Origin of the sequence: Planctopirus hydrillae (assembly GCF_001707835.1) — a bacterium.
Taxonomy (GTDB): Bacteria; Planctomycetota; Planctomycetia; order Planctomycetales; family Planctomycetaceae; genus Planctopirus; species Planctopirus hydrillae.
In genome coordinates this window covers 67,817-87,887 of record NZ_LYDR01000071.1, presented here as the reverse complement: position 1 = coordinate 87,887, position 20,071 = coordinate 67,817, and the positions used below count along the sequence as shown (strand labels likewise).

The window sequence follows — 20,071 nt, the reverse complement described above, 5'->3', positions numbered from 1 at the left end:
AACGGCGTACAAATCAGTTTTTACGCCTTATACTCCGAGAAAATCAGCGAAACGTTCTGACCACCAAATCCAAAGCTGTTCGACAACGCCCGGCGAACTTTGCGATCACGAGCAGCATTCGGAATGTAATCCAGATCACAGTCCGGATCAGGAGTGGTGTAGTTAATCGTGGGTGGCGTCACACCATCGCGAATCGACAGAAGGCAGGTAATGGCTTCGACACTGCCGGCGGCAGCAATCAGATGGCCCATCATGCTCTTGATACTCGAAACCGGGATCTTGTAGGCCCCCTCACCAAAGGTCTGCTTAATGGCCAGAGTCTCAACTTTGTCATTCACTTCGGTGCTGGTGCCGTGAGCATTGATGTAATCAATCTCATCCGTATTCAGCCTGGCATCCTGCAATGCCATCTTCATGCAGGCAATGGCACCCCGCCCTTCGGGATGAATATCTGTAATCCGGTAGGCATCGGCCGTTGAACCATAACCCACCACTTCACCGTAGATGTGGGCTCCACGCTTTTTGGCATGTTCGAGCTCTTCCAGAATCAGAATGCCGGCACCTTCGCCCAGTACGAATCCATCACGATCCTTATCAAACGGCCGCGAAGCCGTCTGCGGGCTGCTGTTGCGAGTCGAAAGAGCAGTCAGCAGGTTAAAGCCAGTCACTCCAAAGGGATGGATCATGCTGTGAGCACCACCCGAAATCATTGCATCGGCATCACCCCGGCGGATGATTTCTGTCGCTTCCCCAATCGCCTGGCTGGATGCCGCACATGCCGTCAGGCAATTCAGATTCGGCCCCTGAGCATTGAACACCGCAGCCAGATGTCCGGCTGTCATGTTCGGCTCCTGCTCCATTTCTTTCTGGGGATGCATGCGGGCCAGTCCTTCCCGCGTGAAAACTTCCAGATCGACTTCTCCTGTCGCTGTGTTCTGGGCCTGAGCAATAATGCTCATGATCATCAGAAAATCCTGCTGCCCTTCCCCTGCACCCAGGTAAACTCCCAGGCGACCCGGATCGAGATCGCTGTCCGATAAACCCGAATCATCGTAAGCCTGCCGGGCAGCACCCAGTGCGTAATGAATGTTCTTACCGCTGAACTGGAATGGCGTCGTGTCAGCGACATACTTGTCGAGCTGAAACCCCTTCACTTCACCAGCAAAAGTCGTCGGAAATCGACTGGCATCGAAATGCGTAATCGTGCTGATGCCGCATTTCGCCTCCTGCTGGGCCTTCCACATCTCCTCAATTGAGTTACCAATGGGAGTAATAGCACCAATACCGGTAATGACTACTCGACGTCGCATATCGAAAACCTCAGGTGAACTTATCTGTCAGCAAGCTGACAAAACGATCCATTCAAACTTTATGGAGACTCTTAAGTGTCATACGCAATCGTCGAGTCTGCTGCTAACGGCCGCTTGTCATTTCGGGTGACTGGCAATATCTGGTCACTGGTAAAATAAAAAACTGTTGGAATGCAAAGCTGGATTCACAACGCCGGGTTAAATCGAACCTCGCGCCACAGTCCCAGAACCTTAAGCGACAGGCAAAGTGGGGTCACCCGTCTTTCCCACATCCAGTATTCCGCGCAACAGCTCAAAAACAAAACTTTTCTGATCAACGCGTACACTGCCGCTCTGCTCGGAATTGACATGCGCAAACAGAATCTCCCCTTCGGCCACCAGTCGATCACCGACTTTGGCAGTCGCGGAAACCATGCCACCTTCGGCATTGGCTTCTTCAAGAGTCGTCCGATAAGTGAGCGTCTCACCAGGCGTGACGTAGCTGTGGAAGGTCATTCGCGGCACTTTGGCCAGAACAACCACCTTCGAAAACTGATGAGATTCTCCCAGCAGAATGCCACCCGTCTGCGCCAGACCCTCGAGGATCAGCGAATGGGGCATGACCGGGAATCCCGGAAAGTGATCGTGGAGATGCTCCTCCGCCAGACTCACATTCTTGATTGAAACAGCTCGCTTGCCGCTTTCAAACTCGACAAAGCGATCAACCCACATCCAACGCATGGCAATCTCGAGAAACGAATAGGGGAAGCTACGACAAGGCAAAGCCCCTTCCGCATGCGAGAAGCTCCCCAGCCATGCATGCGGAAGGTGTTGCTGTTCGTTCCCTTGACCCTCGGAAATCTCACCCGAATCGATCAGACGACATCCGATCGATTACGAGAGATCAACTCCGAAAATCAGGACAATTTACTCTCAAGAAAATTCACGATCATCTTCACTGTCAGAAGATCGGTCAGCTTCTCAACCTTAGGATCCTTGGCAAATGAGTCAATATCTGCGTGTGGCATTTTGGCTTTCAACTCCGCCACACCGGCGGGAGTCAAGACACCATTGGACACGAAATTCGGATCAGCCGCTGTCACGTTCTCAGGCAAAAGTTCCGATCGGGGAATCTTGATCCCGAAAGCCTTCTCCAGCCGGAACAGAATGTCGAGAATATCAATCGACTCAGCACCCAGATCGCCAAACAGCGTCGAAGACTCTTTCACTTCGTCGTCATCAACTCCCAGGGCGTCGCACAGCGTTTCCCGGACCTTTTCGAAAATCTCATCGCGCGATGGCATCCACTCACTCCTTGAGCAGCCCGTTCCGAGTTGACGTCTCTCAAAACAGTACCGCTTGTCGCGTCCGTATCTTACAGTCGCTCACAGATCTTGGCATTTCGGACGGACTTCTGCCAGATCGAACCCACGTCAGCGCTGCTGAAAACTTATCTTCAACACCCCTCGAAAGAATCGTCGAGGAGCAACACCAACACCGCAATTAACCCATACCACCCAGAGTCAACCCACCATCCACCTTCAAAGTTTGACCTGTGATATAACTGGCTTCATTCGAAACCAGAAAATGAACAGCGAAGGCAATATCGTCTGGTTGACCCAACCTCTTGCAGGGAATCGCTTTTTTAATCGTTTCACCGGCTGCGTTCACCACAGCCACCGTCATATCAGTCTCAATAAACCCAGGCGCCACGCAGTTCACAGTCACATTCCGCTTCGCCAGCTCGACAGCCATACACCGGCTGAATCCCTCAATGCCAGCCTTGCTCGCCGCATAATTGGCCTGACCTGGATTCGAAAAATCTGCCGAAACACTCGACATGTTCACAATCCGACCATACCGGGCCGACATCATCGGTCGCGTCACTGCCTGACAGAAATTGAAGACACTGGTCAGATTCGTATCAATCACCGCCTGCCACTGTTCAATTGTCATTGTGGCCAGCAGTCCATCTCGAATAATGCCGGCATTGTTGACGAGAATGTCAACTTTACCCCACTTCTCGACAACCTGTTCGACCACCTGATCGCAAGCCGCTTTATTGGCAACATCACACTTCAAAGCCCAGCTTTCGTGCCCGGATGCCTTCAGCTCCTCGACAATCGCCAGGGCTGGAGCTTCACTCGACTGATACACAAAGGCCACCTTGGCTCCCGCGCGGGCCAGCTTCAGCACAATCGCTTTACCAATCCCACGGCTGCCACCTGTCACCAGTGCGACGCGTCCAGTCAGATCCATACTTCATTCCTCGTCTTTAGTTCTTCAATCGATTGCAATTCAATGCTCAGCCGATCGATCATTGGATTTTCAGCGGGCTCAAGCCTCTGGGTTGCAGCAGATTCACTGAGTCAGTTTTTCCAGTCACCACTGCACGGCATTTCAAACCTGCAACTTCAACTCACGACACCAACTCCTGCCCGGCAGGAGCTGCAGACCATAACGTGGGAAACAATTGCCTTAACCAGGCGATTCGAGCCTCATCACTGGCTCGAGCCGAAGGATCACGATCTGCCACATTAAACTGTGTCAGCACAATTCGGGCACTGACTGCCGATTCCTGAGTACTGGCCAGCACGCCAGACCCGGCAAACTCCCAATGCTGTGGACCGATCTTTTTCACCTTCATCGAAAGCTGGAGTTGGTCGCCCGGTGCCACAAACGCATTGTATTTCAGAGCCCTGGTTTCCTTCAGCAGAATCGTGCTGTAAGAAAAATCGGTGCTGGCACGCATCAGCCACGCACCGGTCTGAGTCAATGCCTCCAGCATGAAAACCCCGGGCAGCACTGGAAAACCCGGAAAATGATCGGCCAGGTATTCCTCGGCAATACTCACGTTCTTGACCGCTGTAATCGACTCGTTGGGCACGAGACTCGTGATGCGATCAATCAACTGAAAACGCATAGTGTTTCATTATCCGGGGATGGTTGATGACTGAGCAACTTCGCAAGCCCTCGACCCTGCACTGTTGACTCGCAGATTCGACTCGCAGATTCGACCTCAGGAGCTCCACGGATTTCCTGGAGATCACCCGAGTTGAAAAGCCAGCGAAACCGGCATGATAGGGTCTGAGCAACTCTGCCTCAACCCTTCTCGCCACAAAAAATGTACTAAAGTTCACATACGGGCAAGATCTGCGAACTTTCAACCTTTGATGCCCGAGGCTTGAGACTCTGGGCTGTCATGACCTGACAGATGATCACCAAATAGCCCGAAAGCAGCGTGACGCGGAACAAAATTCTTCGCTTTCAAGCCATAAACCCCGACCCCACCGCCAACCACAACAGTGCCGCACTCACGAGAATCACCACACCGAAACTGCCCCATGGAACGGATCTGGCCCCAATCGGCAACCCGGCAAAAACCAGTGCCAACCACCGAAAAAAACCGACCCAGACCAACAAACTCGAAATCAGCACCAAACAGGCTCCGGGCAAAAGCGACAGCGAACCGAGTTCCACACGATCCTCAGGCCCAGACCTTACCTGCCAAAGCGACAACAATGGCTGTGTATCCATCAACCAGCCGGGCCAGGGACTGCTCAACAGGAACAAAGACACGCCGCCGATGACTGCCAGCACCCCACTGGGGCAAACGGAAAATAAACCTTCCCACTCTTCAAAATACTGCAGCCGACGACCAGTCCGGAATGCCTCACTGATTCCCCATTTGATCAGTCCAAAGCCCACCACCATCACAGTCAGTTGCCGGGACATCCCCTCCCAGCGTTCCCCTTGAGCCTCAACCGGAACAGGCTCCAGCAAACATAAAGACCAGACCCACCATCCCGTCCCGGCCATCAAAATCGTAGCCACCCATCGGCTCCACTCCTCCTGCTTCAAAATGATCAAACCCGCTGCCAAGGCTGTCCAACCACCGATCAGCGACCAGGCCAGCGCCTCCATCGAGACTGGCAACGCATCTGCTGCGATTCCGGGCATATTTCTGGGTGCCAACCAGCTCAGCACCCAGAGTCCGCACAGCCAGCAAACGAGTTGATGGCCGCTAAGCACTCCATGGAGAGATCTCCTGGTAGTCTCGCCAACATTCGGTGAGAGTCTGCATGGGCTCAACATCGCTGCCAGATCCAGCCACAGAAAATGACCAGGGATCAGGCAGAGCCTTCCAGCACAACCGGCCACCATCAGTACCCAGCCCACCTGCTGCCACGAATCTCCCTGCCAGCCTGCGACGGGGTTTGACATCGACGTCAATCGGCTCTCCTGCTGATTCATGAGCAGCAACCAACCCGTCCAGACAAAGATCGCCGTCGTGCCCTGCCACAACAGCATCAGGCCTTTGAGCCGACTTTGAATCCCCACACGACGGGATTGATCTCCAGCAGCCTCGCAGCGAACGAATTTCAACGAAGTAAGCTGAATCAACTCCCACGCCAGCAAAGCCCCGGCCAGATGCGGCGCGCTCAGCATCACGACTCCCAGCCCCAGCGTCAGCAGGAGCCACCAATCCCAGGCATCCATCTCATCCAAATCTGTGACTTGGCCAGCCGTCACAGGTTGTAAGGCGCCACCGCACCGTGCCAACCAGGAGCCACGAGCACTGGCACCCAGTGCCATACCGACCCCGACTGTCAGGCAAATCAAGATCCCTTTTGAGAGCGGGTGGGACATTGCTGCCTGGCTCCACACACCGGGCCAGCCAACAGCCGCCAGGCTGACGAGCCCTGCCAGCCACGCCAGCAAAGAGAATGGCCAACGCCTGGCCTCTGGCAAGACCATCATTCCGACCATCGCCAGGACAATCCACATCCCTCCCGCCAGATTCCAGTTCATCGTGACAGGAAATGTCATTCGCCCTCTTCTCTCAACAAAGCCCACCATCACTTAATGCCGGTTCATCCATCAACACTCGATGAGCCAGATCAATCCCACGCTGGCTAATGCCACCATCGTCATTGCCAGGAAAGTCCCCAGCGACAAATCATCCACTCGATCGACACGGATGCCTTGTGGTTGCCCCGGGTTGATACCCTTCGCTTCCAGCTCTGGTAAAGCCGGAATTCTTTCCCTTCCCCAGAGCAGCTTCAACACCAGATTCAGCAGCGTCGAAATCAGAATCATCCAGCTCACCAACACACCAGCCACCCACCATGGGGACTCACTCATCAGTAAGCCAGACAGTCGCCAAATCCCCAGGCCGATCGCTCCTGGAAGCCCCCCAGCCAACAACCAACCGGCGACCCCCAGCATCTGCGACCAGCGCGGAATTTTTTGCGATAACCCACCCCAGGCATCCAGTTCTCGGCCCACATACTGCCTCTCCAGATGGTGCAGGAGCAAGAGCATGACAGCCCCGCTCAACAGCGAACCCAGCACCAGGAGAACTGCCACATCACCGACAGTATCACCACCCACCCCGAGACATCGGGCAACCATTCCCAATTGCTGCACTGCCAGCACTGTATAGCCCACGATCTTCCGCAGATCACTTTGAGAAATCGCCAGACACGCCATCCACAGAGCACCACATAAAGCCACACCTCCCCACCAACCCGGCAATCCCTGCCCAGGGCTGGCGAACAAAGGAATCAGCACCGTCGATACATACCAGAGGCTGCTCATCGCCAACCCGCTGATCAATAAGATGGTCAGTGGCAAAGATTGACCTGTGACCAGCGATCCCCACCAGCCATGCATCGGGAATAATCCAGCACGAATCCAGATGCCCAGGCCCAAGAGAAACAGAACCATTCCCGAAGTTGTCGACCACACGCGCGACGACATTTCATTCTGTTGACTCCACAGTGCGATCTGGTGGATCAATTCACTCAACCGGTACTCTGCCGGTGGTGCCACTGGCACAAGATCAGCCTTCAGCGGGGAAAAAATCGCCGACAACAGCAGCATCGCGAGCATCAGGCATAAACTCGCCACTCCCTGCCAGATCAGTGTCGATGTCAGGTCACTTTTTGACTCTCTTCTCGAAACAGCCACAGCGAGACCGGCGGGATGGACACTAGCCACCTTACGTTCGATCAACAACCCCCACAGTCCCATCAGCCAGCCCACATCGAAAGAGAACAAACTCCATCTCCAGTCCGTGGCCAGCCAGCTCCAGGTCCAGCATAGCTGGACAAAAAAAATCACCAGCCAGCGGTGTTCAATCCCCTCATCGCTCCTCCCCCCGATCGTTGAAGAAGACGGCTCTGAAAAAGTCGTGCGACGAGTCTTCTCCATTGAACTGATCAAAGCCACCAGCAACGACAGCGCGAAGACCATCAGCCAGGAGTCCTTCACCCACGAGACCTTCAGCCAGGAGAAATCATCGCTCGCAATCACACGGCTCAACTCGCCCGAGTCATTTAAACCAGATCTGTGCCATCTCGTCGTCAAGAGATTTGTCACAAACCAGAGACTCACGTTGAACCAGGGGAGTAGTGGCAGCACACGCCGCACACCCCCTGCTGAGGCCGGCCAGACCTTCGTTACCAGCAGGAAAAGTATCCCCACAAGTGGCAGCAGGCTGGCCAGAAGTGCTATCCGCAATAGCCATTCCGGCACGATCATTCCTTTGTCACAGCAGGTGGCAGCCAGCAGTCGTTAAACTCAACGTCTCACAAACAATAACAGCCATAAACTGGCAGTCAGCACCAGCATGGTCATGTAAAGCGACAGTTTGCCAGTGTGCAACCCTCTGAGCCACATTCCAGCCTGTACTCCCAGTGAGCCGACCCGTTGCCAGCATCCGTCAATAACCAACCAGTCGCCCAGTCGCACCAGTTGGGCGATCCCTCGCACAGGAAGATGGATTCCCCAGAAGAATACCTTCTCCACCAGCAGATGGTCTCGCCCCAGTTCCAGAAATGGCTTCATCATCTCTCCGCAGGTTCGCCACGCGAGCTTACGGACTGTTCCTCTTCCTAAAAGGATGGCCAATAGCCCCCCTGTCAGTACCGTGCTCGCAATCAGTAATTGTCCCGCTCGCCACAGAACCTGGCCCTTTTCGATGAAAGAGAGGAAAAACTCTCCAGGGACTGCAAGCAAAACGTAAACCCCCATCAGGAAACAGCTCGCCACGAACAGAGCCTCTCCTCCGGGTCTTGGCGGATGCTCAACCTCTCGGGTGGCAGGCCACATGATCCCCATGGTCAGCCACAGAATGCCCAGCAGTATCGCCATTTGCTGCCAGAGCTTGACTCCTTCCAGATCAATGGGCAGCCAGGCGAGACTCAACCACCCCACGCCGATCCACCATCGATGCTGTCCCACGGGACTGATCAGCCACCATGCTCCCAGCACCCAGCCCGACATCCACGAACATCGAGACCACGCTGCACTCCAGTCGATCTCCGTGAATGATAAATCACCCGCCTGACCAGCCCGTTGAAAAAACTGAAAAGCAGCCAGGCTCAACAACGTGGCCAGCAACAAAGTGCTCCGACCAGGATCAGACCACTGCTCGTTCCAGTCATCACTTTTCCAGCCATCACTTTTCTGGGGTCCCTGAATTCCACCGAGATTCTGTTCGATCACTCCAGCCCGAATCGGTACACCATCCATTCCGGTTTCATCCGCAGGCACAGCCAGCACTCGTCCAGAAAGAAACATCCAGCCGCACAGAACAACCGATATCGAACTGAGCTGTGATGCCAACTCTCGCCCCGCTGAACCTCCCGCCAGCGAAGCCTGAGCCATCAAAGGCCAGCTGCTTTCCAGCAACAACACACCCGCACCAGCACTCAATACCGCCAACACCAATCCGGAAGAGGACAGTCCAACAACCTTTGTCGCACGTTCTCCTGCCGACAATTCCGCGATCGCCCCGGCAGACAACATCGACGGAAACAAAAACAGTTTGGGCAAACACCCCAAAAACCAGCAGAGAATTCCCATCTCCAGCAGCCCAAACTCATAACTCCCCGGCAGCGCAACCTTCACCCTCTCCAGATCTTCAAATCCATCAATTCGAAATCCCTGCATCAGCAGCATGGCAGCGACCAGCAGCAGCAAATCTCCCGGCAATTGATGCAACAGCCATCTCTGCAGCGAAATCAACACTCGCGGAATCGATGATGTTCGATCTCCCCATCCGAACTGGCAGAGCAACACAGCCAAAGTGATCAGATGAGCTCCCACAATCAGCAACACCAGCGGGCTGGCCATCGCCAGCAGCACCAGCCCCAGCAGACCGACGGAAACACCCAGAGCGGCCATCTTGCGAGGAACCGCCTCATCGATGACCGTCGGAACCGGGGCCCTGTGAGCCATGTGCACAATTTCAGAACGCTCACCGCTCCGGAATCGGGCCCGACTCTCCGCCAGCATTAACGCCAGGCCCACTCCACAAAGCATGGCCAGAATCGCCATTCGAAGAGGGCTGATTTCCAGACATCTGACTGCGTGACTGGAGTTGCCGTTTTCAATCCTCTCTTCTCCCGATTCGACCATCGGCAAGGCGCGAGAAACCACCCGCCAGACTTCGTTCGAGACTTCCAGAGATGTCTCTTGAGAAGCTGTGAATTGAGCTGGATTTTTGCCCAATCCTCCCCACCAGACGGCACTTGCCAGAGCCAACGTTCCGGTGATAAACCAGACCAGCAGACTTCCTCTCCAGGCCCAGCTCACGCTGTAAGACCCGTCCCCCTCAGAAATCGCGTGCTGAGTCACCTGCTGGAAGCCAGGAGCCAGCATTTCCCCACCGCTTTCCACGCAAAGAGTCGTTTCATCACGCCGCTGCAAACGTCGATTTGCACGGAGCGTCCGCGGCTCTGGCAGCAACGCCAGCACCACCAACCAGCAAAGGGGAATCGCCAGAAGTGTGAGGCAGATCATCCCTGAAATCGACGGCACGACCACTGACAATCCCCTCCTGTCCGGATACCGGGCCTACTGGAACGAAGCTCGATCAGCCAGTCGAGCGGCTCCTTCCTGAGCCATTGACTCTTCGTACTGTAAAGCCTGCTGCTGGTATAGGCCGCGATCAGTTTCTTCGGGTTCTGCGGAGGTTCCTGCGAGCTGATCCCCAGTCCATACTTTCGAAACACTCCATGTCGCCAGCACCAACAGTCCACCGACACACAGCAACACACCCCACAGCAAACCACTCCCATCCGGATGGGCCGCAGGCCGGCTGAGCATCAGGATTGTCATTCCCAGAAATGCCACCGCAAGACTGCTGACCTGCTCTGGAAATCTTCCAGCCAAACCACGGGAAAGCCCCACACAGATCATGACCAGACCAGCACTGCCCATCAGCATGGCAACTCCTCCACCTTGGCCATCCCTGCCGAAGATCGCCGGGATTTCCAGACAATTCCCACTCCAATCATCAGGAGGAGCAGCCCGGCTGGCCATTCTTCATCCATGCGAAACACGCTCTGCTCGATAGCGGGCGAATTTTCGTGCATACGACCATCGGCCGAAATCATGAGGGCCGAAAACAACAGGATCGCTGCTGCCAGAGCACTGATCGTCATACGAAATCGCACCAGAATCGCCGGCGAATTCACAAGATTCATTAAGCCTTGGACAACTGCCGGTGGAGCGTGCGATGCAACCGGAAAGAACTGCGGAGTATTGGTAGCGACAATGTACAGCACCATCGTACCTGCCAAAGCCATCACTCCACTTTCCCAAAGTTTTCCTTCCAGAAGTGTCCCGAAGAGAGCACAGGTCATTCCCCCCGCCAGAAACAATAAACTGATAATTCTCGATCGAGGGGAAGCACAGCGATACGTCGCCCAGGCACCCACCAGTGCCACAGTGGCGAACCAGCACAGATCCGCCGGGCGGGAAATCTCGAATGTTGAGCTTTGACCTTTCGCCAGCTCCCCAAGTATGGCCATAAGTCCCATGACGACGACGACACATCCCAGAGAATTCACCAACAGCCGACGTGACCAACTGGCAGCGCCCCACGCCAACCCGACGACGACAGGCCAGAAGAGCTCGACTTGTTCTGTGATGTTCATAGCCAACGAGATCATCTCTCCGCCCGGATATTTCTCGAAAGAACCTGATTCCGTTGACCCTGTCTTTTCCAGACCGTGATCTCAATCTGAGAAAAAACCATCGCGCAATCTTGGCAACAAACTCACTCAATGAACCATTTCACCCTGTCAACAAATTCACCCCGTCCACAATTTCACTTCGTCAACAATTTCAGAGGGGCCCTTCAGGAGCAGGCCCACCCCGCCGCCAGGCTTCGGCGGCTTGAGCACAGGCTGCGATTCTTTGCCGGACGAGTTCAATCAGTTCAGCATCCTGTTGCTTGCTGTAAGCGGCAATCTCCTCAGGCAGGATCGGCTTCCCAAAGACGACACGCACCCGCCGGGGACGCAGCATCAGTTTGCCTCGTGGCAGAGCCAGATGGGCTCCCGCAATCCCTGCAGGATAAACGGGGACTTTCCCACGTCGCATCAGGGCCAGAAAGCCTGGTTTCAGTGGCCCCATTTCTCCATCGACTGAACGCGTCCCCTCAGGAAAAATTCCCACAAGATACCCCTGTTCGAGACGGCGCTGCATTTCCCTCAGGCTTCCCGCACGCGCCGCATCCCGATCAATCGGCACCACATAAACCTTCCTTAAGAAAGCTCCCAGAAACCGCTTTTCAAACAAGGTGCTTCGCGCCAGATAAGTGACTGGTCGACGAAACGCCAGTGGTAACAGTAAAGGATCGAGCATGCTCTGATGATTGCTCAGAATCAGCCCACCCTCCGGGTTATTGAACTGTTCCGATCCACTCACCCGATAACCCATCCAGGGGTAGAACACCATCCGGAAGACCATCTGGCAATAAAACCAGACCCGATTCCGCTGAACTCCCAGTGGCAACCCGGGAGATGGAACAGGTTGTGATTCCTCAGCTTGCTGGAATGACGCGGAAACAGCCGCCGATACGTTCGTCCCCGCTGCTACAGAGGTGGCTGGCTCATGATTGACCACATCGTCAGGAGTGGTCGAGGGAAGACCGGTATTGTCCACGCTCACATCTTTCTTCATCAATTCTGGCAGATCAACTGGGCTGGTCATCAATCTCAAGTGGAAAACATGCTGTGTAACCATCGAGAATCAATTCGCCAGAACAGTAACAGAACTCGGGTTGTGTCGAAATCCCTTTGGATTCATAGTCTCAGGACAACGGCATTCGTTTCTCGCAGGCAGAATTGGCAATTCCCACTGGCCCGGCAATCATGGTCTATTCACCCATCGAATCGCAGCCATCGAACTTCAAGAGGCAGACCGGTATGTCTTCGTCGATCACGTCTCACCTGCGCTTGTGGCTTGTTGTCTTCATCCTGACGGGTGAAGGCTGGTTCCAACCTTTACCAGCGGCGCTCGCACAATCAGGTGGAACTGCTGCCAGCGAAAATCAGGCGGCCAACGATCCCGGCTCCCTCGACCCGCAGGAAAATGGCCTCTCAGAAGGGCGCTCGACGTTCTGGTGGTTGATTGAAACTTCCGGCTGGATTGGTCTGGCCCTCTTGATTATTTCCCTCTATTTCGTCGCCAAAGTCACACAGTGCTTTCTCGAACTGCGCGAATCCGTCCTCATGCCGCCCAAATTTGTGGCCAGATGCCATCAACTGATTGCAGAGCGGGAATTCACCACGCTGCTGGCCACGGCCAAGGCAGAAAATTCTGAGATTGGCCGCGTACTGACCACCGCCTTCTCGGGTTTATCGATTGGCATTGCCGAAGCTCGCGAAGCGGTGGATCGCGGTGCCGACACACTGGCCGTCAACCTCGAAACTAAAATCAGCATGCTGGCCGTGATCGGTTCCTTAGGGCCGATGATTGGTCTGTTGGGCACTCTCAAGGGGATGATCTCCAGCTTTTCGGTCATTGCTCTCTCCGATCAACAGATGAAAGCCAGTGCTGTCGCCGGCGGAATTTCGGAAGCATTGATTCTCACCTTCGAAGGAGTCGCCCTCTCAGTCCCCGCGATTTACTTCTTCGCGTTTTTTCGCAATCGAGTCGCCAACCTGACAGTCGCTGTCCAGAACACGGCCGATGAAATCGTCAAACGAGTTTATCTCGCTGCCAAAAACAACTGATTCAGTCCCTGAGCATCCTTCGCACCCAGATTCTTCAGGAACAGATCCACAATGCCCATTCAGCGCCATGCTCACGGCTCGGAAATGAATCTTGAGCCCAATCTCACACCACTGCTTGATCTCGTGTTTCAACTCATCACGTTTTTCATGCTCGTGATTAACTTCAAAGGAGCATCTCTCGATTTAAGCCTGAAGCTCCCCGTTCTGGGCTCAGCCAGGCCCATTGAATGGAAAAAAGGGACAGAGCCCATCGTGATCAATCTTCGCAGCGACGGGACGGCCCAGGTTTACGGCGAACCCATCGATCCTGCCGAGTTTTTCGCAGCCATGGCTCGACAAGTCTCCACTGCGAAAAATCCCGATCAAGAGGCCGAAAGCCGACCTGTCATTCTGCGTGCGGATGAACGGGTTCCATTCTCACGGATCAACGAACTGATGACTCTCAGCCGTGAGCATGGATTCGAGAATTTCGCACTCAGTGCCATGGCACCTTCCACTCAGACTGCGCCTCGAAATCGTGCCACTTCCGATCGAACGATTCCCGCTGCCAGAGAGCCAGGAGGTTCACCATGAGGCATCGGAATCGATTCTCTCACGGAAATGTGGAACTCAACATGGCCGCCATGCTCGATATGGCGTTTCAACTTCTGGCATTCTTCATTCTCACATTCACACCCTCGCCCATCGAGGGGCAGTTCGCACTCAAACTGCCACCCCCAGTGGCGCAAACGCAGCCTGAGACTTTGACTCCCGCCAGCAATGATGCCGAGGCGATGCTCGATCTGCAGGCGATTCATCTCACGTTACTGGCCAATCCCGAAGGCCGATTGAGCGCGGTTCTGCTGGAAGATCAACCGCTGTTCGAGGGCGACTGGACACCCCAGCATGCGACACTCCTGAACAATCAGCTCAAAGAGATCTTTCAAACACCAGACTCTCCCTTTCACCAGATTCAGATCATCTCGGACAAAACTCTGCACTACGGCGACATGATGAAAGTCGTGGAGGTCGTTTCCCGACAGAAACTGGCCAATGGCAAACCTCTGCGGGAAATTGGATTTAGCGAACGAAACACCAGATGATGTTCTGGTTCCTTGGTTGACCAGCAGATCGATTCAGCGCTTGAGTGGGTGGAACATGGCACGCCGAACAAGAGTCAGACCCTTTGGGGCCGGCATACCAGCGGGGCGAACCCTTTCGCTGGTGCTCCTCTTGTTCATTGTCGGTCTCTGCGTACTACGCGCCAGGCAGCCCGGGTTCTGGACATGGATCGCTATCGATGATTCCCGCCAGTTAGTTCTCTCTGCCCAGGATCTTCCGCAAAACCAGCTTCACACAATGGTCAAAGCCCACAAAGCATCTGCGGAAACCGGTGCAGCGACTCAGGTCATCAACAACACCCTTCCCGATGAATGGTCGAGTTTCACAGCCGAGACTCAACCCATCGAAGATCGGCAGGCACTTCAACAAGTCGATATTCCCGCTTACTGGCGATTAATGAGCTGGGCCAAAAGTGAATCATTTCTCGAACTGCTCCAGCGTGCCAACCCGCATGTCCTCTTCGTGAATCTCTGGGAAGAACCGCAGGTTCACCGTGGCCAGCCTGTCCGGCTCCGGCTCAATGTCCGCCGCGTCCTTTCCTATCAGGCGGGTGAGAACAACCTGGGGATTACTCAACTCTATGAGGCCTGGGGTTGGACAACAGACTCGAAATCGTTTCCTTACGTCGTGGTCTTCCCCGAACTGCCAGCCGGCCTCCCCTTAGGTGCGGATGTCAACGCCGAGGTCGAGTTCGCTGGCTATTTCCTGAAGGTCATGGCCTACGACGCCTATGAAACGCGCCGCGGGGCTCCTTTACTGATTGGGCAGCTTCGCCTGCTCCAACCCACAGCGACAAATTCTCCCACCTGGCCTCAACCACGAGAACTGATTCTATGGGCAGGTGGTCTGCTTACGGCTGTCGGCCTTGCCATCGCATTCGGGATACGTCAGTACCGCCAGAGTCATCCGTCCCTGGCCGCGATCATCACCAAGACCAGCGAGACAGTTCAGCCCCGTCTCGTGGAGCAGACCGAGGTTCCCACAGCGTCAACTCCATCAACGACCGAGAATCAGTTCACAAGAACACCACAAGAAACAACCTCATCCACGGAATCGAACAATACGCTGTCACCATGGCCAGACGCGGAGAAAACGCCCTCTGCCTCGAACGATCAGCCGTGGTTTAATGTGTCCGATTCGACCGCTCAACCTGCCGGTGGAATTGATCTCTTCGCACAGCCCTTCAGACCCAAATCTTCATCCGCTGAGAAATAATCTGTCGCTCGCTGTCGATCGAAAGAGCGTCTGTTTGCCGAATGGAAGTTCTTGCGAGGCATGTCGTCATGCCTCAGGCTGATCGTCATCCGTCAGGTCGAAATCATCACCAAACAACAGCAGTTGAGACTCGGCCCTGGTCGATTGGGGAGCTTTGAGTTTTCGCCGCGCCACCAGAGGTGCTGACTCTTCTCCCTGAGGATCGTCACGCCGCTTCATCGTTCTCAACATCTGGCGGATCTCTTCCATCCGATCGGCCTGCAGTGGTGTCTTATCTCTTCGCCAGCGGAGCATGCGAGGAAATCGCACGGCAATCCCGGATTTATGCCGGGGCGACTCCTGAAGGCTTTCAAAGCCAATTTCAAACACCAGTTCAGCCTTCACACTGCAAACCGGGCCGAACTTCTCGATGGCATGCTCGCGAACAAACTTGTCCACTTCCCGCATTTCATCATCGGTCAAACCCGAATACGCCTTGGCAAACGGTACCAGCACATCCCCTTCCCAGACAGCAAATGTATAATCGCTATAGAGACTGGCCCTTCGCCCATGACCCCGCTGGGCATAGACCAGCACGGCATCAATCGTCATCGGTTCGATCTTCCACTTCCACCAGTCACCACGCACTCGACCAGCCTGATAAGTCGAACTCTTTCGCTTAAGCATCAAACCTTCGACACCTCGCTCCCGGCTCGTAGCCCGCACGTTCGACATCGCTTCCCAGGTCAATTCGTGAATGAGTGGTGCCAACTGCAAGCGAGCGAGCGGCAATCCCTCAAACAGTTTCTCCAGCAACTCCCTGCGGCGCACTAAAGGCTCATTTCTCAGGTCTTGCCCTTCGTGCTCTAACAAGTCGAAAATCATCATTCCCGCTGGGACATCCTGCTGCAGTTTCTTACCGACCGTTTTCCTGCCAATCCGCCTCTGCAGTTGTGAGAATGGTTGAAGCTGTCCTTCTTTGATGATCAGAATCTCTCCATCCAGCACTGTCCCCAGTGGCAACTGCTCAATCTCAGGAATCAACTCCGGGAAAGCCTCGGTGATCAACTCCTCACCGCGCGACCAGATGAAGACCTCACTACCGTTTAAGCCGATAACCTGTCGATGAATCACCTGTGCTCGAATTCCATCCCACTTCCATTCGGCTTGCCACTCCGAGGTTGCTCCCAGCGTTTGAATTTCGTCCTCCAAAGGGTAAGCCAGACAGAACGGATAGGGCTGACTGATATTCAGTTCCTGCCCTCCCGGCTCGATCAAGGCTCGATAGCTCTCTGAGGTCGGCTGCCAGTTTCCCATCAAGCGATGAGATAAAATGGGGACGGCAATCCCTGTCACTTGAGAGATCGCCCGCACAATCAACTGCTGCGAAACGCCCACTCGAAAACCGCCCGTCATCAGCTTGTTCCAGACAAACCGTTCGGTCGTGCCCAGCGATCTCCAGGCGTGCTTGAGCATTAATTTCTGCTCAGCTTCACCGGCATTGCGCAGCTTGAGAAGTACTTGAGTAATCCACCACGAAAATGGTCGTTCTTCACTTTCCTGAGGTGGCGGAAGCAGCAGCGCAATCGTCTCGGCCAGATCACCTACCGCTTCATAACATTCAGCAAACAACCACTCAGGAAGTTCTGCGAGTTCAGCTGCCCAGAGCCTCAGACGCTTCACCGGAACAGGCTGCGCCGGGCGATGGCCACTCAAAAACCAGACAGCCCAGGCGGCATCGACAGGCTCTGCCTGGGCAAAATATCTCTCCAGTGCCGCTAACTTCTCGCTGGTGCGGGTCGTCGCATCCAGTTCTTTGAAAAGTTGAGAAAAGCGGCGCATCCTCTGTCCTTCACCAGATCAGCGTGGTTGCTCAATTGTAGCAGCACCACAGATCGAGAACAGAGTCATCGAGATCTGCCTGAGTATTCCTTTACATCAGCTTTACAGCGCGCCGCTCCCCGTCAGCACGACACGAACAGTTCGCAGGAGAATCTTTAAGTCATTCCAGATCGAGCAGTTCTGCAGATACAACAGATCGAGATTCACCTTGCGTCGAAAGCTTTCGATGTCGTTGTCGTAACCGTTGATCACCTGTGCCAGACCAGTCAGTCCGGGTTTCAGCCCCAGTCGATTGATGTAATTGGGAATCTCTGCCGACAGTTTTTCGATGAACTCCGGCCGCTCAGGACGTGGCCCGACCAGCGACATTTCCCCCTTGAGGACATTCCATAACTGGGGCAGTTCATCGAGGCGGGTCTTCCGCATGAACCGTCCCGCAGGCGTCACTCGAGGATCACCCTGCACTGCAAACTGGGCTCCATTTTTCTCGGCATCTGTGCGCATCGTGCGAAATTTATAGAGCGTAAACGGCTTGCCATAGCCATCTTCTTTCCGGCGGTTATTCTCAGGATGACGTCGTTCAACACCCGGAGGAAGAGCCGCTTGCCTTTGATTGCGGCGATCACGACGCCCCGACTTCCGCTGATTGAGACCCACTCGTGTCTGGCAGAAAATAATCGGCCCAGGAGAAGAGACTCGAACAAGGATGGCAGCCAGCACCATCAGCGGAGCGGTCGCAGCGATTAATACCAGCGCTCCCACAATGTCCATCACCCGCTTGGCCAGGCGCGTCCCTTCGCTGAGACACCTGGTACTCCGCCGGGTCTTTTCCAGCTTCAGTTGTGTCAACCATTGAGGAGGAATTGTCGAATCATCCGCCACGTACTGATCGTACAAATCGGCGAATTCGCTTCCCCCAAGATCATGCCGCTCTCTTGCCGACGGATTCGGCAGAGTGGTCGAGATCTGATCTTGAGGAGTCGCAATGGTGGAGTGTGGCTTCTCGAGAATTGTCGCGCTCATGGCATCGGCACCTGGCCTTGATTTCTCATCAAGGCACCTGCTGAAACAAGGGATGATCAGCCATTCGAATCCAGTGCGAATGGGCCAAAGCTCTCTGGCAGAGCCTGTGTTTTCGTATCGAGCTTACGTCGCATGATCGCTTCAGGAGGCCATCTCCTTGCCGATCTCCAGAGGCTGGTCGTGGTTCTTTGGCCACCTGGCGCGGTTGTACCAGCATGTGGCCATTTCGCCACATGCTGGGTGAGCGTGGCCATCAGATCCGCCGTTGAAGAATTTCTTGATTTCAACAGGGCGGGAAAACCACCCGGCACAGCCGTTCGTTCAACAATCGATACAAAATGTAAAGAATCGCGATAAGCAGCAGAATCGCTTTTATCACTACAACCCTCACAACCAGACCTTTGCCTCTCTCACGGATTCCTCGTAACCACAATGTAAGACGGATGTTACATCACGAAGTCCGCTTGTATCGATAGTAGCGATTGTAACAATGGCACGTCCTGTGCTGTTTGTAGTGGCATCGGGGCTGAAAACGCCCTGTCTGTGTGACGAGCGTGTGATGGAGACCTGAGACCTCCTGAATCACGCCTTGAGATGCATGCCTTCCGCGTCTGTGGCAAGCGTGGAAGGCTTCCGGCCGCCAGGAGTCTGGGGCGGCACAACGCGCTTTCATCACTTTCGTGAACTGTAGTGAAGAGAGCACGTGCCCCAGACCCTGCGGCGTGCTGGAACCAGCCGCCAGCCCGAGATCGCGTCATCACACCCCACACCGATCGCCGCCACAACTTCGATCACCGACGACCAGTCAGCCCAAAACGACTCTTTGCAAGTCAGGCCTGCCTGACTTGCACCATACATCACTCACGACCTGAGGGCCGTGCCCTGCCCATGAACGAACTGAAGGATTGCGTTTTCCCCTATTTGCCACGAGAGGAATGGTTATGTTGAGGTCATTATTTCGAGATGAAAGCGGTTTTATTGTCAGTGCCGAACTGGTCCTGATTGGCACGTTGGTTGTTCTGGGAATGATCACAGGCCTTGTCTGTCTTCGTTCGGCTGTCGTCGATGAACTCGCTTCGCTGGGAGCGGCATTCCGTGGCATGAACCAGACCTACTACACACCGGCATTTTTTGGCTGCCGCAAGTGGTGGGGAAGGACCAGCTTCACTGCCGGTTCGTTCTATAGTGATGGGCGCTATTTTGCGTCGTATCCTCTAGCGACCGAGATCCAGGGTGGCTGGGGAACAAGCGATTTTGTTCCCGTCGCACCACCTGTCATCAACAGTGCTCCTGGCGATAGTAAGACAGTAACACCCACGCCTTTGACACCTCAGCCCGAAGACTGCCCACCGCCCGCAGTCACAACGCCTTGCGACAGTTGTCCTCCTGAAGGGAACGTTCACGGCCCTGTGGCTCCACAATTCCCTCAGTATGGGCCCGATGGTAAGCCGTTCATCCCTTTCGGCCCATCACCACAAGCGTTACCTCAGTTTTAATAGCGATCCTTCAACCATCGATTGACAATTGAGACTCGCTATCAGCTTGAAAACACAGACAGGCCATGAGGAATATACCTCATGGCCTGTC

General features: G+C 54.7%; 19 protein-coding genes. 5 read left to right on the top strand and 14 right to left on the bottom strand.

All coding sequences use genetic code 11. From position 1 onward, the window contains the following. Positions 1 to 20 precede the first annotated feature (20 nt). The 11 genes from fabF to A6X21_RS10030 all read right to left on the bottom strand — a co-directional run bounded on the left by fabF (position 21) and on the right by A6X21_RS10030 (position 12,299). Positions 21 to 1,310 (bottom strand): beta-ketoacyl-ACP synthase II, encoded by a 1,290-nt coding sequence (fabF, locus tag A6X21_RS10080; RefSeq protein WP_068847643.1) that lies wholly within the window; start codon positions 1,308 to 1,310, stop codon positions 21 to 23. A 231-nt stretch (positions 1,311 to 1,541) separates the two neighbouring features. Beyond that, entirely contained in the window at positions 1,542 to 2,030 is a 489-nt protein-coding gene (locus tag A6X21_RS10075) for a 3-hydroxyacyl-ACP dehydratase FabZ family protein (protein WP_068847642.1), read from the bottom strand. 176 nt (positions 2,031 to 2,206) lie between these two features. Then, positions 2,207 to 2,593 (bottom strand): acyl carrier protein, encoded by a 387-nt coding sequence (locus A6X21_RS10070; RefSeq protein ID WP_068847641.1) that lies wholly within the window; start codon positions 2,591 to 2,593, stop codon positions 2,207 to 2,209. 199 nt (positions 2,594 to 2,792) lie between these two features. Further along, positions 2,793 to 3,548, bottom strand: a complete 756-nt coding sequence (fabG, locus tag A6X21_RS10065; protein WP_068847640.1) for a 3-oxoacyl-[acyl-carrier-protein] reductase — start codon at positions 3,546 to 3,548, stop codon at positions 2,793 to 2,795. A gap of 160 nt (positions 3,549 to 3,708) precedes the next feature. Then, positions 3,709 to 4,212 carry a 3-hydroxyacyl-ACP dehydratase FabZ family protein gene (locus A6X21_RS10060; RefSeq protein ID WP_068847639.1) on the bottom strand — a complete coding sequence of 168 codons (504 nt, stop codon included), beginning with the start codon at positions 4,210 to 4,212 and terminating at the stop codon, positions 3,709 to 3,711. Positions 4,213 to 4,556: 344 nt separating this feature from the next. Beyond that, positions 4,557 to 6,119, bottom strand: coding sequence for a hypothetical protein (locus A6X21_RS10055; protein WP_068847638.1), 1,563 nt, complete (start codon positions 6,117 to 6,119; stop codon positions 4,557 to 4,559). A 51-nt stretch (positions 6,120 to 6,170) separates the two neighbouring features. Continuing rightward, positions 6,171 to 7,829, bottom strand: a complete 1,659-nt coding sequence (locus A6X21_RS10050; protein WP_131818278.1) for a hypothetical protein — start codon at positions 7,827 to 7,829, stop codon at positions 6,171 to 6,173. Positions 7,830 to 7,874: 45 nt separating this feature from the next. Further along, positions 7,875 to 10,118, bottom strand: coding sequence for a hypothetical protein (locus A6X21_RS10045; protein WP_131818277.1), 2,244 nt, complete (start codon positions 10,116 to 10,118; stop codon positions 7,875 to 7,877). A 36-nt stretch (positions 10,119 to 10,154) separates the two neighbouring features. Next, on the bottom strand, positions 10,155 to 10,526 hold the full coding sequence (locus A6X21_RS10040) for a hypothetical protein (protein WP_068847635.1): 372 nt from the start codon (positions 10,524 to 10,526) through the stop codon (positions 10,155 to 10,157). After that, complete coding sequence (locus A6X21_RS10035) at positions 10,520 to 11,239, bottom strand: hypothetical protein (protein WP_068847634.1); 720 nt, start codon at positions 11,237 to 11,239, stop codon at positions 10,520 to 10,522. Before A6X21_RS10035 ends, A6X21_RS10040 begins: the two co-directional genes overlap by 7 nt. Positions 11,240 to 11,429: 190 nt before the next feature. Next, positions 11,430 to 12,299: a lysophospholipid acyltransferase family protein gene (locus A6X21_RS10030; RefSeq protein WP_240490227.1), complete on the bottom strand. Its 870-nt coding sequence runs from the start codon at positions 12,297 to 12,299 to the stop codon at positions 11,430 to 11,432. A gap of 215 nt (positions 12,300 to 12,514) precedes the next feature. Here A6X21_RS10030 and A6X21_RS10025 point away from each other — a divergent pair, with 215 nt between their 5' ends. Genes A6X21_RS10025 through A6X21_RS10010 form a run of 4 tightly spaced genes read left to right on the top strand, consistent with a single transcriptional unit; the run spans position 12,515 to position 15,640 of the window. Next, positions 12,515 to 13,324, top strand: a complete 810-nt coding sequence (locus A6X21_RS10025; RefSeq protein ID WP_083233526.1) for a MotA/TolQ/ExbB proton channel family protein — start codon at positions 12,515 to 12,517, stop codon at positions 13,322 to 13,324. Positions 13,325 to 13,375: 51 nt separating this feature from the next. Continuing rightward, positions 13,376 to 13,897, top strand: a complete 522-nt coding sequence (locus tag A6X21_RS10020; protein WP_068847632.1) for an ExbD/TolR family protein — start codon at positions 13,376 to 13,378, stop codon at positions 13,895 to 13,897. Beyond that, positions 13,894 to 14,406: an ExbD/TolR family protein gene (locus A6X21_RS10015; RefSeq protein ID WP_068847631.1), complete on the top strand. Its 513-nt coding sequence runs from the start codon at positions 13,894 to 13,896 to the stop codon at positions 14,404 to 14,406. Before A6X21_RS10020 ends, A6X21_RS10015 begins: the two co-directional genes overlap by 4 nt. A 55-nt stretch (positions 14,407 to 14,461) precedes the next feature. After that, positions 14,462 to 15,640 carry a hypothetical protein gene (locus A6X21_RS10010; RefSeq protein WP_131818275.1) on the top strand — a complete coding sequence of 393 codons (1,179 nt, stop codon included), beginning with the start codon at positions 14,462 to 14,464 and terminating at the stop codon, positions 15,638 to 15,640. Between the two features lie 66 nt (positions 15,641 to 15,706). Here A6X21_RS10010 and A6X21_RS10005 read toward each other — a convergent pair whose 3' ends face one another. From A6X21_RS10005 to A6X21_RS09995, 3 genes are all read right to left on the bottom strand, one after another. Further along, positions 15,707 to 17,461 (bottom strand): ATP-dependent DNA ligase, encoded by a 1,755-nt coding sequence (locus A6X21_RS10005; RefSeq protein WP_068847629.1) that lies wholly within the window; start codon positions 17,459 to 17,461, stop codon positions 15,707 to 15,709. Between the two features lie 102 nt (positions 17,462 to 17,563). Next, positions 17,564 to 18,484: a sugar transferase gene (locus A6X21_RS10000; RefSeq protein ID WP_068847628.1), complete on the bottom strand. Its 921-nt coding sequence runs from the start codon at positions 18,482 to 18,484 to the stop codon at positions 17,564 to 17,566. 56 nt (positions 18,485 to 18,540) lie between these two features. Beyond that, the gene (locus tag A6X21_RS09995; protein ID WP_131818274.1) at positions 18,541 to 18,738 is read right to left on the bottom strand and encodes a hypothetical protein; all 198 of its coding nucleotides are present in this window, start codon (positions 18,736 to 18,738) and stop codon (positions 18,541 to 18,543) included. Positions 18,739 to 19,425: 687 nt separating this feature from the next. Here A6X21_RS09995 and A6X21_RS09985 point away from each other — a divergent pair. Beyond that, complete coding sequence (locus tag A6X21_RS09985) at positions 19,426 to 19,980, top strand: hypothetical protein (protein ID WP_068847625.1); 555 nt, start codon at positions 19,426 to 19,428, stop codon at positions 19,978 to 19,980. The last annotated feature ends 91 nt before the right edge of the window (positions 19,981 to 20,071 follow it).

Excerpts from the sequence above, each read along its gene's own strand:
- fabF (WP_068847643.1), bottom strand. The coding sequence starts at position 1,310 with ATGCGACGTCGAGTAGTCATTACCGGTATTGGTGCTATTACTCCCATT.
- A6X21_RS10075 (WP_068847642.1), bottom strand. The coding sequence starts at position 2,030 with ATGCGTTGGATGTGGGTTGATCGCTTTGTCGAGTTTGAAAGCGGCAAG.
- A6X21_RS10070 (WP_068847641.1), bottom strand. The coding sequence starts at position 2,593 with ATGCCATCGCGCGATGAGATTTTCGAAAAGGTCCGGGAAACGCTGTGC.
- fabG (WP_068847640.1), bottom strand. The coding sequence starts at position 3,548 with ATGGATCTGACTGGACGCGTCGCACTGGTGACAGGTGGCAGCCGTGGG.
- A6X21_RS10060 (WP_068847639.1), bottom strand. The coding sequence starts at position 4,212 with ATGCGTTTTCAGTTGATTGATCGCATCACGAGTCTCGTGCCCAACGAG.
- A6X21_RS10055 (WP_068847638.1), bottom strand. The coding sequence starts at position 6,119 with ATGACATTTCCTGTCACGATGAACTGGAATCTGGCGGGAGGGATGTGG.
- A6X21_RS10040 (WP_068847635.1), bottom strand. The coding sequence starts at position 10,526 with ATGCTGATGGGCAGTGCTGGTCTGGTCATGATCTGTGTGGGGCTTTCC.
- A6X21_RS10035 (WP_068847634.1), bottom strand. The coding sequence starts at position 11,239 with ATGAACATCACAGAACAAGTCGAGCTCTTCTGGCCTGTCGTCGTCGGG.
- A6X21_RS10030 (WP_240490227.1), bottom strand. The coding sequence starts at position 12,299 with ATGACCAGCCCAGTTGATCTGCCAGAATTGATGAAGAAAGATGTGAGC.
- A6X21_RS10025 (WP_083233526.1), top strand. The coding sequence starts at position 12,515 with ATGTCTTCGTCGATCACGTCTCACCTGCGCTTGTGGCTTGTTGTCTTC.
- A6X21_RS10020 (WP_068847632.1), top strand. The coding sequence starts at position 13,376 with ATGCCCATTCAGCGCCATGCTCACGGCTCGGAAATGAATCTTGAGCCC.
- A6X21_RS10015 (WP_068847631.1), top strand. The coding sequence starts at position 13,894 with ATGAGGCATCGGAATCGATTCTCTCACGGAAATGTGGAACTCAACATG.
- A6X21_RS10010 (WP_131818275.1), top strand. The coding sequence starts at position 14,462 with ATGGCACGCCGAACAAGAGTCAGACCCTTTGGGGCCGGCATACCAGCG.
- A6X21_RS10005 (WP_068847629.1), bottom strand. The coding sequence starts at position 17,461 with ATGCGCCGCTTTTCTCAACTTTTCAAAGAACTGGATGCGACGACCCGC.
- A6X21_RS10000 (WP_068847628.1), bottom strand. The coding sequence starts at position 18,484 with ATGAGCGCGACAATTCTCGAGAAGCCACACTCCACCATTGCGACTCCT.
- A6X21_RS09995 (WP_131818274.1), bottom strand. The coding sequence starts at position 18,738 with ATGGCCACGCTCACCCAGCATGTGGCGAAATGGCCACATGCTGGTACA.
- A6X21_RS09985 (WP_068847625.1), top strand. The coding sequence starts at position 19,426 with ATGTTGAGGTCATTATTTCGAGATGAAAGCGGTTTTATTGTCAGTGCC.